The following is a 13859-nucleotide window of genomic DNA, read 5'->3' on the forward strand; positions in this document are numbered from 1 at the left end:
TTTAAGGCTGTATCAATTTGAATGCATCCGGTATGATCTCGAATGTAAATTTTTTGGCTGTAGTTGCCGGATCACCATCGATGTGTAGTGGAGCATTCTCCGGATTTTTAATGATCAGTTTATCCGTTTGAAAATAGATAACATCTTTATCGTGAAAGGTTTTATCGGTGTAGTTAGCAGGTTCTCCTTTACTGATATGTTTAATAACGGTCCACAATAACCTCAGTTTGCTCATTTTTCTTACTATCACAACATCTATCAAGCCATCGCTAAGACTGGCTTTTGGAGCGATGGTAAAATTGTTGCCAAACTGGTTGCTGTTGGCTATACTAATAAAGTAGGCATGAGTGATAAAGGTTTTTCCTCTATCTGTAATTTCAAATTCAAAGGGCTCGGCAGATAAAAAATTATTGAGGGTTTGTTTTACATAAGTAGATAGACCCCTTGTTTGCTGATTAGCAAAATCATGGGCTACCTGTGCATCAAACCCCAATCCGCAAAGCATACAACTGAATGTGTCGTTAATGAAAAATGAATCTATATAAGAAGCTTTGCCTTTAAAGATCAGATCTAGTGCTTTATCGAATTGCCTTGGAATTTTAGCGGCCAGCGCAAGCCCGTTTCCTGAACCCAAAGGAATGATGCCGATCTTCACATCAACATCTAATAATGCATTAACGATCTTATTAATGGTGCCATCGCCTCCACAAATAACGATGTCGGTTATCTCTTCTTTATCAATTTTGTCTTTTAGAAAAAAGTAATTGCCGGCTGCATTTGTGTGTAGAATTTCGAAAGGGATGTTTTCCTGTGCAGTTCTCTCTTTTATCTTTTGAAGCAGTACCTGTTTATCCTTTGTGCCGGAAATGGGGTTAATGAAATAAATGATTTTACGCTGCATAGAGTTTTCTAGTTAACCCGTTTCAGATCTTTGAGTAAAAATTCTTCGTCGTAATTGGGTTGTGATCTTGTTTTATAATGAAACTCTAAAGAGTTACGCAAAGCCGCACTGCTTTTTATAAGTTTGTTTGTAAAGTAATCACTTAAAGGGTAAATTGAAAATTTCTCGCCTTCTTTTTTTATTTCTGCCAAATAGGTTCTTCCGGCAATAGTAGCATTTATAAATTGTTTGTCAACTGCAGTCGATAGAAAAGCTGTGCCTTTTATAGTGTCGTCGGTAACAACTCTGTATTTGATAAATTCCTCCGTATAGCCAATAATAGAAATATCATATTCCATATCATTCTTTTTAGAGAAAATAATTTTTACCGGTTCGGTTTTCGTGTGCTTGTCGTCGATTATTTTGGTAACCAGGGTTGCCCATTTGCCTAATAGTGATTCATCTACCGGTTGTTGTGGCTTTTCATCTAACGCATAGGGAGACGAGTATGGACAGGCCGTTAACGTAATGGCTAGTATAAACAGGATTGGTAAGTATAGAATGCGTTTCATTAGGTAGCCAAAATTACTTTATTGGTAAAAAAGCTAATTGGACATTTTATAAACGTATGGGGACAATTCTTTATTGCAAGGCTCATTTTTTTAACAGCCAGCCTAACCAACCACCTATTTCCATCATCCAGGCTATACCGAGGTGAACGATTAGTCCTCCCCAGATGCTTCCGGTATTAATGGAGATGATACCCAGGAGCATACCACCAAAAAAGCTACTAATGGCTTCACCCATAGGTTTTCCCAAATGTATGGTGCAATAAAAGCAGGCGATAGGGATAATACAGTGAGTGCCGCAAATTTGTGCAAGCGCAAGCACTAAGAAACCCCTAAAGAAAAACTCAATGCTTACAAAATCGAAACCGTAGCTTAATTCGAAAATAAGGTATCGCCACTTATCAGCCAATGAATTTGAAGGGAGATCGTTCAAGATCTTTGCCTTAGGATAAGTTTGCAGAAAATCATTTTGAGTGCTTGCTAAAGCTATTAATGGGATCATAATTGCCAGCATGATCAGGTAAGGAGACAAATGATCTAAAGGTTTAATACCGTAAAAGGGTTGATTGTTTCGGTCCTTTAAAAACCAGACAATAATAACGGGAATGAGTACAACAAACACCCGTACTATCCAGTTAATGCTTTGGAAATAAAATAATCGATCAGGACCATTCCATTTTGAAAACATCCATGCCTTATGAAAATCAAAGTTTACTCTGAAGGAAAAAAAAGCAGGGGCTAATAAAAGCATAATCCAGAACCAAACGTTTTTTATATGATCAATTTCTTTAAAGAAGAAAGATTGGATTGCAAATGCAATTGCAAATGGCACGAGGTATAAAAGATAATACAACCCAAAGCTTTGCAATTTTGTTTTACCGGTTGTTATATATTTTTTTTCGAGACCATGCCAGTAATTAAGATAGATAACGCCGCCAAGCATACAAATAATAATGCAGAAGTATAACCAGTTAAATTCTCGGTTGTAAAACTCCCTCAGATATTTGATGATCGATTGCAATAAGTTTTTTTTATAAAGATAATCATCTGATATTTTATTAAATAAAAACCTCCGTAGAAAACTACAGAGGTTAAATATATTACGAAGAAAGAAAGCCTATTTACTTGTAGCCTATCCAGGTTCTTTTTTCAATACTAAAAAGCCAGTAAATGCCATTTGCATAAGCAAAGTTGAAAGATTTTTCAACCGGAGCGTCATCGGGCAACAGAAGCTTACTTTTTAATAAACCTGTTGAAAGATCATATAATTCAATTCGCTTTTGTTCAACATTTAATAATCCAACTTCCGATTTAGCTAATCCGGTATAAATAATAGAAGTGTAATTATAAGTTTCGAGTGTTTCATCATCTGTATCTATAAAATCATCTTCTATTTTTCCATGATGTATCTGGATCGCATCTACAAAAACCCCATTGTTGTCATAACGGTCAATATAGGTTTTGTTTAAAAAAAGTACTTCATCTTTTCTGGGATTAAGAACACCAACACTCTGTGCATCAGGCTGATTCATGCCTTCAATGTCAATAGTATTGTCTTCAATAATACCTTTTTTATCGAGTGTATAAGTGAACCAGCCCCCATTGTCGTATGCGTTACCGCTGATGGCTTTGGTCTTTGGATTATACCATAAGCCTCTTACATCAACCATGGCGGTTACATCATCTTTTGATAAACGCTTTCCTTTAACATCAAAAACTGCAAATGGATACCCGGTATTGCCGGCAAAGGAAGCGTAATATTTTTTCTGTATAGGATGCCATACAACAGATGCCCCACGTGTGCCACACATATCATCATCGGCTGTTTTGGGCATTTTTAATTCAAGCGTTTTTTTAAGCTTGGCTTTTGTTTGGGCCGATATTTCGGTTGTAGAGAAAAAAAGACTGGCGATTGCTAAAAGGAGTATTCGTTGCATAAGGTTAAAGTTTTTAGAGTGCTAAGAAAATAATAAATAAGCTATAAAACAATACCCGTGCTATGGTATTTTATAAATTCTTTTTGGCGTCGTTGAGCGTTTTCCACAACATGTCTTTAAGTTCTGTTAAACCCTGACCTGCAACGGAGGATATAAAGATATGGGGTATTTTTTTAGGAAGTTCTTTTTTTATGGCGGCTTTCAACTCATCATCCAGCATATCGCTTTTGCTGACAGCGATCACAAAATCTTTTTGCAGCATTTCCGGATTGTATTCCTTCAATTCATTTACAAGAATTTCAAATTCTTTTTTATGATCTGCACAATCTGCAGGAATCAGAAAAAGTAAAATAGAGTTGCGTTCTATATGCCTTAAAAAACGATGGCCAAGACCCTTTCCTTCAGCAGCACCTTCAATGATACCGGGCAGATCGGCAATACAAAAACTCTTACCATCTCTATATTCCACCATACCCAACTGCGGTGTAAGTGTAGTAAATGCGTAGTTAGCAATTTTAGGTTTAGCTGCGGTTATGCTTGACAGTAAGGTTGATTTTCCTGCATTCGGAAAACCTACTAAGCCTACATCTGCCAGTACTTTTAACTCAAGCAGTTTCCATCCTTCAACACCCGATTCGCCGGGTTGTGCATAGTCGGGAGCTTGATTGGTAGCAGTTTTAAAATTTGAATTGCCTAATCCGCCTCTGCCACCTTTCAGCCAAATAACTTCTTGCCCGTCTTCTAAGATCTCTACTTCTTTTTGACCCGTTTCTTCATCTCTTGCAATAGTACCCAACGGAACCTCAATGATGATATCTTTACCAAACCTGCCTGTCTGATTGTTTTTATTACCACCTTCTCCATTCTCTGCCAGCACATTTTTATAATATCTGAGATGCAGCAGTGTCCATAGTTGCGAATTACCACGTAAAATGATATGTGCTCCACGACCACCATCGCCGCCATCGGGCCCGGCCATTGCATTGTACTTAGTGCGCATGAAATGCTTGCTGCCTGCACCTCCATGTCCGCTGCGACAGAATATTCTGATATAATCGATGAAGTTCTTTTCCATTATTGTGGCAAATATAACTTATATATTTTTTAGTAAATTTATTAAAACTTACTGCCATGCAATCGAAAGCTGCAACTGTTGATGCGTATATAAAAGAATTACCTCCTGAAAGGCAGGTAGCTATAAAAAAACTAAGAGCTCTTATCAAGAAAAACATACCAAAAGGGTTCAAAGAAGAAATGGGCTATGGGATGATGGGCTATGTAGTGCCACATAGTATTTATCCGGAAGGGTATCATTGTACTCCAGAATTACCGTTGCCATTTTTAGGGGTGGCATCGCAAAAAAATTTCATAGCTGTGTATCACATGGGTATTTATGCCGATAAAAAATTACTTGATTGGTTTACAAAAGAGTTTGCAAAAACAGGCTTAGGGAAATTAGATATGGGAAAAAGTTGTATGCGCTTTAAGAATCTCGACAAGATCCCTTACGAGTTGATAGGAGAGTTGGTTTCAAAAATTACTGTAGCGGATTGGATAAAATTGTATGAAGAAAAATTTAAAAAACGATAGAGGCACGGATGAGACAGATTTTTGCAGATTAAGCGGATAAAATCTGCGTTGGTCCGTATCAATCATCATTATCCGTGTTGCTATATCATAAAATACCTTCTTCCAATTGATCCAGATAAATAAACTCCGGCGCTTTAACACCTGCATCTTTTCTGATCTGTATCAATCCTGGTGATTCAAAAAAATGTTTTGCCTTTTCAAGCGATGACCATTTTGAAAAATGTACAATTTTATTTGAATTTTTTTCATACGCCAATACTTGATAAGCTATTTCACCTGCTTCTTTTCTGATGTCAGCGGCATTGTCAAAAATTTTTTTCCATGCAGGGTAGTCTGCTACTTCATGAATAATTAAAACGTATTGCATTTATTGTTGTTTAAGTACGGCTTCAATTCTTTCTTTTAATGTATCATATGGCGTAAATCCCTGGGCAAGTAAATAAAATTTTGACTCACTCATTTGTACAAGTACTTGTGGAAACGACTCAACATTTAGTTGTTTGCACAAAGCAAATTCGTAATAAGCCTTTTCTTTGTACTCTTCGCTTTTTAGTTTACTGTAAAACGTTTCAGCGTGTATCTGGTATTTTTCGAGAAGATGACGATAAGCTTCATTGTCGTCCAAATCTCTTCCTTCATATTTCAATGCATATTGTAGATCACTTGCAAAAGCTAATTGTTTATCAGGAAATAATTCTTTGAAGATGCATAATGCAATAGCAGGTTTTTCGGAATCCATTACCCAATCGCTTTTATCAGGATTGTTGATATGCCATAAAAAATCTTCGCCGAATTTTCTTCCGGTCAATTCTTCTACACGTTTATATGCACTTTGTATGAATGGGGCTATTTTTCCTATCGGCATTTTTTGTTCGCCGATCATCATGCCGCCGCTGAGAACTTCAATGTCTAATTGGTCTCTGTATTCTTCGGCAATTTCCAGCATTATAGGGCTGAAGCCGTAACACCAGCCGCAGTAGGCATCATAACAATAAATTAGGATAGGATTCATAAATTAGTTTTTTAATTCCTTCACTCTTTAATTTCTAATGAGCAACCAACCAATTTTCCCCAACACCAATTTCAGCATCTGTGGGAACGCCATTAGGTAAAGCCAATGCAGTTTGCATACAATTTAATATTACCGGTTTGATGATTTCAATTTCATCTTTGTGTGCATCAAAAACCAATTCATCATGCACCTGCAATAACATTTTGCTTTTGAAATTTTGTTTTTTGAATTCATGATGAATTTTGATCATTGCCAGTTTGATCATGTCTGCTGCTGTGCCTTGTATCGGACTATTGATGGCGTTACGTTCCGCAAAACCACGAACCGTAAAGTTGGCTGAAGTAATATCTTTCAACCAGCGCTTACGTCCCATCAAGGTTTCAACATAGCCCGTTTCTTTCGCAAAGTTGATGGTGTCGTCCATATATTTTTGGATAGAAGGGAATTCTTTTTTGTAGTTGTCTATTATTTCTTTTGCCTCTGTTCTTGAGATAGATAAATTTTCTGCTAGTCCGAAAGCACCTTGCCCGTAGATGATGCCGAAGTTTACACTCTTTGCTTTGTAACGCATTTCTTTTGTTACTTCTGAAACATCTACATTAAATACTTTAGCAGCAGTAGCGGTGTGAATGTCAATGCCGGTTTTAAAAGCATTGCACATGTTTTCATCACCACTGATAGCTGCAACAATGCGTAATTCTATTTGTGAATAATCGGCACTTATTAGTACATGATTTTCATCTCTTGGTATGAATGCTTTCCTGATCTCTTTTCCTTTATCTGTTCTGATAGGAATGTTTTGTAGGTTGGGATTGTTGCTACTCAAACGGCCCGTAACTGCTACCGCTTGTGCATAGGAAGTATGTACACGATTTGTTTTTCTGTTGATCATTAATGGCAATGCATCAACATAAGTAGATTTTAATTTGGTGTATTCTCTAAAAGCGAGAATATCATCAACGATTTTATTTTGTGATGCTAATTTCAATAAAACATCTTCGCCTGTTGCATACTGACCTGTTTTTGTTTTTTTTGCTTTAGGGTCTAGCTGCAGTTTATCAAACAATACTTCACCTAATTGCTTAGGACTTGCTAAGTTAAAACGAACCCCAGCTTGTTTGTATACACTTTCTTCTGCGGTCTTTGCTTCCCTCTCTAATTCTTTACTGTATTCGTGTAAGAATTTTTCATCAATACGAATGCCTTCAAATTCCATGGCTGTTAATACTTTTACCAATGGGTTTTCTACTTCATAAAAAACTTTTTCTACTTCTTTTGTTTTTAACATCGGAAGAAAAATATTCTTTAGTTGTAATGTGATATCTGCATCTTCAGCAGCATATTCTTTTACTTTTTCAATTTCCACATCTCTCATATTGCCCTGACCTTTTCCTTTCTTGCCGATTAGTTCATCAATTTTCACGGGAACATAGCCTAAAAATCGTTCACTCAGATCGTCCATGCTGCGTTTGCCTTCCGGTTCAATTACATAATGTGCAAGCATTGTATCGAAAATATTTCCTTTCAATTCAAAGCCATACCATTTTAAAATAAGCATATCATACTTGATATTTTGCCCAACCCATGTTTTACTTTCATCATTGAATAAAACTTCGAACTGCTTTAAGATCTTTAGTGTTTCTGGTTGTGAAGCAGGGCAAGGGATATAATATCCTTCGCCGGGCTTTATAGAAAAACTTAAACCAACCAACTCTGCGTCATTTGCATCAATGCCGGTGGTTTCTGTATCAAAACAAATTTCATCTGTTGTTTGAAGAAGCGCAACAAGACTTGCAATTTTTTCCGGTGTATCAGTTAATTCATAATCATGTTCTGTATTGTGGATGTTTTTGTCGGCAGCCATAGTAACCTGTTCTGAACTACTGTCGGGATTTTCAACCACCGTTGGAGTTTCGGGTGCTTCAATAATATTTCCGAAAAGGTCCATTTGAACCTGAGCAGGCTTAGCATTCTCAGTCGTCCGTTTTCCGTTGTCTGTCGTCGGCAAAGCAATATCTTCTCCAAGCAATCTTTTTCCAAGCGTTCTGAATTCCAATTCCTCAAAAATTTCTTTTAAAGCTGCTGCATTCTTTTCTTTTATTCTGAAATTTTCTTCATGAAATTCTGCCGCAGGAATATCTGTAATGATGGTTGCTAATTTTTTACTCATCAATGCCAGTTCTTTCCCGGCAACAATTTTTTCTCCGAGTTTGCCTTTGATGTTTTCTGCATTGGCTAAAACATTTTCTAAAGTGTTGTACTCTTTTAAAAGTTTAGCAGCAGTTTTTTCTCCTACACCCGGTATACCCGGGATATTATCAACGGCATCTCCCATCATGCCAAGTATATCTACAACCTGACTCACATTTTCTATATCCCATTTTTCGCAAACTTCTTTTGGACCGAGTATTTCGTGTGTATTGCCTTGATAAGGCGGTTTGTAAATTTTAATGTTTTCTGAAACCAATTGTCCGTAATCTTTATCAGGCGTAACCATAAAAACTTCATAACCGGCTTTCTCCGCCTGTTTTGCTAATGCACCAATTACATCATCTGCTTCGTAACCATCTATGGCAATAACAGGAATATTCAATGCTTCGATGATTCTTTTTATATCGGGGACCGCAGAAGAAATATCTTCAGGTGTTTCTTGTCGATTGGCTTTGTAATCTGCAAAATCTGTATGGCGTTCGGTAGCAGCACTTGTATCAAAACATACAGCCATATGTGTAGGTTTTTGATTAGTGATGAGATCGATCAATGTATTGGTGAAACCGAACTGTGCATTGGTATTACGGCCTTTGCTGGTGATACGTGGGTTACGAATAAGTGCATAATATGCTCGGAATACGAGGGCAAACGCATCTAAGAGAAATAATTTTTTTTGCATGGAGTAAAGATAGGAAAAAGGTAGGAGTGACCACGGACAACTGACCACTGACAACAGTCTGTACCTATAGTCATGGTTTGTTGTCAGTGGTCAGTTGTCCGCGGCACTACATTAAAATCTTGTCTCCAAATAATGTGGTAACATTGCTCGCCAGGTTTGCCAGTCATGTGGCATATCATGCCCCCAAATATCGAGTTCATAATTAATGCCTTTATCGTAAAGTTCTGCGGCAAAAGATGCAGCAGCATTTGGATCTTCGTGAGCTCCTCTGCCCGATAAAATATGTATATGATTGCTTTCTCTTATTTTTTCTAAATACCAGTGATTAGAAAGATTGGGGATGTATTGCATGGGAGAGTTGTAATAAACCTGTTCGTCCCAAAATCCATTTGTATAATAAGATAGATCATATACGCCACTCATGGCAATAACGCCATTGAGCAGATCGGGCTGTTTTAAAAATAAATTCATGCTGTGTAATGCTCCGAAGGATGCGCCGCAGGTAATGATAGGTGTATCCCAGGAAGTGCTGTTCTTTATAAAAGGGACTACTTCGTCATATACATATTGATTGAACTGATTATGTCTAATCGCTTTATGTTCAGGCAGCATTTCTTTGTTCATCCAACTTTCAGTATTAATACTGTCGATAGAAAATACTTTTACTTTTCCGCTGTTAATGTGTGGAGCAATTGCATCAATTAATTGAAAACGTTCATATTCCAGATAATCAGCACCTGCTGTGGGTATGAGCAATAATGCAAATCCAAAATCACCATATGTTACAATGGGCATGTCTTTTTGTAGAGACGGGCTGAACCATGAGGTTATTTCTCTTTTCATATTGCTAAGTTTTAATTTTTTATTTCATAGAGTTACTAACGGAAGTTAATTAATATTAATGATTCTGCCAATCCATTTGTACTCCCGGAGCTGCTTTCAATCCCGTAACTGAAAATTTGTTATTACTATTCAAAAATAATAGCTGAAAACCGGGAGAAAGCTGACCCATATCAACAGGATATTCTACACTATGCCACTGTGTATCATAATCCCAGCTGCTTTCATCTATTCTGGAGATCTTTCCATCATAGTCATTCGTATGAATGAATAAACGTTTAGGTTTTAGTACGAGAATGAGTTTAGTTTTATCGCCTATGTTCGGCATATATGGAATGATTAAGGTTCCGGTTTCGTAGACTGATGCCGATATATTAGCAGTATAACTTTGTTTCAGTATATGCGAATAATCCTGAAAACTCTTTTCAGCTGTATTATAAAAACCCAGTTTGAATAATTTAGGTTGACCCTGATAAGTATTGTTTGTACGAGTGATCTCTATTTCTATATAGCCTTCTCTGTATTGCCCACGAGGATCGGGCTTGAAATGCATAAAGCCGTTATCAACCATATTTGTTTGAGATGAGGTTGTTATGCTTTTATGTAGCTCTTCTTTCATTTTTTCTTTTACAGCATCCGGACAAGGAATGCCTGTTTTCTCCTCAGCAATTGCAACGGCATTATCTACTAACTGACCTTCGGCCATTTGTGCCATTTCATCAAAATTAGGAAGCGATGGGGGTAAGCCTGCATAAGCCATCGCAACATCGAAACCTATACCTACAGCACTTTTGCAAGTTTCGTTACTGCCACACACGGCACTTTGTAAATTGTTTTTTGCGAAGTTTTTAGTGTCGCTGTAAACTTTGGCTACGCCGTTGATTACAGCTTTTACGGCTCCACCGATACCATTAAAGGCTTTGTCAAAAAAGGATTTATCTTTTTCCGGTTGCGGACACATTATTGTGCCAACAGGAAAAGCTGATTTGATATTGCTATACAACGGACTACTATTTACAATAGCTTCGTTATAGCCGGTTATAACGTTACACAATTCATATTCAGCTTCTGCAAAATGAGGTTGTGTGTATTTGAATGATGTGATGGTATAATCGTTATACAATTTTAATTCTTCGGAAGGAGGTGGTGCCGTAAAAGTTAATGGAGTTTCATATTTTACTACAACTGTATTGCTTATGTCCGTTGTTATTGGATCATTGTTTGCATCCAAAGGAATGATCCGTACAAAATATTTACCGAAATTGCTGACTGCATTTAGTACGGAAAGATTAGAAAGATATAGGGTTGTATTACCCTCCGATTCGTCTTTCGGGAGTGTAACACTCTTTCTTATATTTTTATTAAGATTTGATCTCCCGTTGATAAAAAACGATTTACTGATCGAAGCATTTTGAATAAAAGGTTTGTTGGCATGTACCGGTTTTATTTTTGATAGCTCATATTTAGGTTTTGCGTTACTGTTATCATTTACATTTTCATATGAAAGTTTGAAAGCAAAACTGTCGGCACTATTCTTAGGCCGTTCAATAACGCCGCTTAATACAATACCTCCGAAATCTTTTTGTATTCCTTGGGGAAAAGGAAGTTCGGAAATTTCATATCTGGCTTTGTAAATACCTGAAGCAATATTTCGCCACAAAAATCCGATCTCCCATTTTTTTTGATCGCTATAAGTGATCATGTCGGATCCGGCAAAATAATATTGATGAACATCCGGGTCAATAGGCATATACTCTCCGGCTAACAAAGTGATCTTTTTTGTTTTCAGCAATTCTGTGTATAATGAATTTTTAGGAAGAAAGCTAAAGCTATTGCGGATCGTTGCTTTTTTGTCGGATCTTGTTGGGGTTGTTTGCCGAACTATAGGTGTACCCGGCCTCATTGTGTCAGCAGATTTTTGTTGTGTAACTATTTTTGTCTTCGGTTGAACTTTTATTGGAGTAACTCTTGTTGGGGTTTGTGCATTGAGTGTAAGGAAAGATAGTGTTGTCAAGATGTGTAGACAAAATATTAGTTTCATTGACATAATTAAATTTTTAAATTTGTCAATAAGGTAAAATTATTTTTTCATTTCACCTAACTCTTTCTGCATTCTAAACATTTCATCTCTCAGTTTAGCGGCTTCCATGAAATCCATATCCTTAGCGGCTTTTTCCATTTTCTTTTTAATTCCTGTTATGGCTTTTTCTAATTGAGGAATAGTATTGTAAACGATCTGCTCATCTGCTGCAACAGTCAATGTGCTTTCGTCGATGGAGTATGGGTTTGATGGGTCGTAACCCTTTACGTCCAATACAGAACCCTGAGCAAAAACTTGCTCTTTGCTTTTTATAATAGTTTTTGGAGTAATGCCGTGTTCAATATTATATGCGATCTGTTTTTCTCTTCTTCGTTGTGTTTCGTCGATGGTTTTTTGCATGCTATCCGTCATCTTATCAGCATAAAAAATAACTAAACCATCAGCATTACGGGCAGCCCTACCTGCAGTTTGTGTTAAACTTTTTTCGTTTCGTAAAAAGCCTTCCTTGTCTGCATCCAAAATTGCAACGAGTGATACTTCGGGCAGATCAAGGCCTTCTCTTAAAAGATTCACGCCAACCAATACATCAATTTCTCCTAGGCGAAGCTGTCGTAATATTTCAACTCTTTCTAAAGTATCTACCTCACTATGAATATATTTACTTTTTATGTTGATGCGATGAAGGTATTTGTCCATTTCCTCTGCCATACGCTTGGTAAGCGTCGTTACCAAAACCCTGTCGCCCTTATGTACTCGTTTATCTATTTCATCCAATAGGTCATCTATTTGATTGATTGATGGACGTACTTCAATTGGCGGATCTAATAATCCGGTTGGACGAACGACTTGTTCGACAACAATGCCACCGGTTTTTTCTAACTCAAAATTTCCAGGCGTAGCCGAAACGAAAATGGTTTGATTCAATATATTTTCAAACTCATGAAAATTTTGCGGACGATTATCTAACGCACTCGGTAAACGAAAACCATAATCAACCAGATTTAGTTTTCTGCTTCTGTCACCACCATACATGCCGCTAATTTGCGGAATGGTTTGATGGCTTTCATCTATTACACATAAAAAATCTTTCGGAAAATAATCAAGCAAGCAGAATGGCCTTGTGCCCGGTTTTCTTCTATCGAAAAAACGGGAGTAGTTTTCGATGCCATTGCAGTAGCCTAATTCACGGATCATCTCCAGATCGTAATTCACTCTTTCACTCACTCTTTGTGCTTCTATGTATTTACCACTCTTCTTAAAATATTCTTCCTGAGCTGCGGCTTCATCTTGTATTTCATGGATGACCTGTTGTAGGATATCTTTTGGGGCAACATATAATGTAGCAGGAAAAATAGCAGCATTTTCAACCAAGCCAATACGTTTGCTACTGCTTAGTTCCAGTGTTTCAATGGTTTCTATTTCATCGCCAAAAAAAGTAACTCGGTAACCAAAATCTACGTAAGGTAAATTAATGTCTATTGTATCACCCTTCACTCTGAATGTGCCTCTGGTAAAATCTCCTTCGCTTCTGTGATATAAACTATTTACGAGTGCATGTAAAAATCCCTGACGAGAAATAACCTGCCCCTGATGAATGCGAATGATACCATTTTCAAAATCAACAGGGTTGCCCATACCGTAAATACAACTCACACTTGCAACGATAATGATATCTCTTCTTCCACTAAGCAATTGTGCGGTTGCTTGTAAACGAAGTTTATCCAATTCTTCGTTGATGCTCATATCCTTTTCTATGTAGGTATTACTGGTAGGAATATACGCTTCAGGCTGGTAATAATCGTAATAGCTCACAAAATATCCAACTGCATTATCGGGAAAGAACTGTTTAAATTCTCCATACAATTGAGCCACCAACGTTTTGTTATGCGTTATAATTAGTGTTGGTTTTTGAATATTCTGTATAACATTGGCAATGGTAAATGTTTTACCGCTACCGGTTACTCCTAATAGAGTCTGGTATTGTTCACCGTCTATCAGTCCATTGGTCAATTGATCAATAGCTGAAGGCTGGTCACCTGCAGGAGAATAGTTAGATTGAAGATTAAATTGCATGGATATGCAATTTACAAAAGCTTATCT

At 37.1% G+C, this 13859-nt stretch carries 12 protein-coding genes; 1 reads left to right on the forward strand and 11 read right to left on the reverse strand.

What is annotated here, in order from left to right:
* Nucleotide 1 precedes the first annotated feature (1 nt).
* The 5 genes from ACQ33O_RS04155 to obgE form a co-directional block, all read right to left on the reverse strand.
* Nucleotides 2-901 carry a diacylglycerol/lipid kinase family protein gene (locus tag ACQ33O_RS04155; RefSeq protein ID WP_430994299.1) on the reverse strand — a complete coding sequence of 300 codons (900 nt, stop codon included), beginning with the start codon at nucleotides 899-901 and terminating at the stop codon, nucleotides 2-4.
* Between the two features lie 8 nt (nucleotides 902-909).
* A complete protein-coding gene (locus tag ACQ33O_RS04160; protein WP_430994300.1) occupies nucleotides 910-1452 on the reverse strand; it encodes a hypothetical protein in 543 nt (180 codons plus the stop codon).
* An 82-nt stretch (nucleotides 1453-1534) separates the two neighbouring features.
* Nucleotides 1535-2470: a CPBP family intramembrane glutamic endopeptidase gene (locus tag ACQ33O_RS04165; protein ID WP_430994301.1), complete on the reverse strand. Its 936-nt coding sequence runs from the start codon at nucleotides 2468-2470 to the stop codon at nucleotides 1535-1537.
* Between the two features lie 100 nt (nucleotides 2471-2570).
* Entirely contained in the window at nucleotides 2571-3386 is an 816-nt protein-coding gene (locus ACQ33O_RS04170; RefSeq protein WP_430994302.1) for a hypothetical protein, read from the reverse strand.
* A gap of 70 nt (nucleotides 3387-3456) precedes the next feature.
* A complete protein-coding gene (gene obgE / locus ACQ33O_RS04175) occupies nucleotides 3457-4461 on the reverse strand; it encodes a GTPase ObgE (RefSeq protein ID WP_430994303.1) in 1005 nt (334 codons plus the stop codon).
* 56 nt (nucleotides 4462-4517) lie between these two features.
* Here obgE and ACQ33O_RS04180 point away from each other — a divergent pair, with 56 nt between their 5' ends.
* Nucleotides 4518-4976, forward strand: coding sequence for a DUF1801 domain-containing protein (locus ACQ33O_RS04180; protein ID WP_430994304.1), 459 nt, complete (start codon nucleotides 4518-4520; stop codon nucleotides 4974-4976).
* 85 nt (nucleotides 4977-5061) lie between these two features.
* Here the strand turns inward: ACQ33O_RS04180 and ACQ33O_RS04185 are convergent, their stop codons facing one another.
* From ACQ33O_RS04185 to uvrB, 6 genes are all read right to left on the reverse strand, one after another.
* A complete protein-coding gene (locus ACQ33O_RS04185) occupies nucleotides 5062-5343 on the reverse strand; it encodes an antibiotic biosynthesis monooxygenase (RefSeq protein WP_430994305.1) in 282 nt (93 codons plus the stop codon).
* A complete protein-coding gene (locus ACQ33O_RS04190) occupies nucleotides 5344-5988 on the reverse strand; it encodes a DsbA family protein (protein WP_430994306.1) in 645 nt (214 codons plus the stop codon).
* Between the two features lie 34 nt (nucleotides 5989-6022).
* Nucleotides 6023-8878, reverse strand: a complete 2856-nt coding sequence (gene polA / locus ACQ33O_RS04195) for a DNA polymerase I (RefSeq protein WP_430994307.1) — start codon at nucleotides 8876-8878, stop codon at nucleotides 6023-6025.
* Between the two features lie 111 nt (nucleotides 8879-8989).
* Nucleotides 8990-9721, reverse strand: a complete 732-nt coding sequence (locus ACQ33O_RS04200) for an esterase family protein (protein WP_430994308.1) — start codon at nucleotides 9719-9721, stop codon at nucleotides 8990-8992.
* Between the two features lie 55 nt (nucleotides 9722-9776).
* Complete coding sequence (locus ACQ33O_RS04205; protein WP_430994309.1) at nucleotides 9777-11759, reverse strand: hypothetical protein; 1983 nt, start codon at nucleotides 11757-11759, stop codon at nucleotides 9777-9779.
* A gap of 39 nt (nucleotides 11760-11798) precedes the next feature.
* Nucleotides 11799-13832, reverse strand: a complete 2034-nt coding sequence (gene uvrB / locus ACQ33O_RS04210) for an excinuclease ABC subunit UvrB (protein WP_430994310.1) — start codon at nucleotides 13830-13832, stop codon at nucleotides 11799-11801.
* Nucleotides 13833-13859 lie beyond the last annotated feature (27 nt).

Source organism: Ferruginibacter sp. SUN002 (assembly GCF_050611725.1).
Classification (GTDB): Bacteria; Bacteroidota; Bacteroidia; order Chitinophagales; family Chitinophagaceae; genus Ferruginibacter.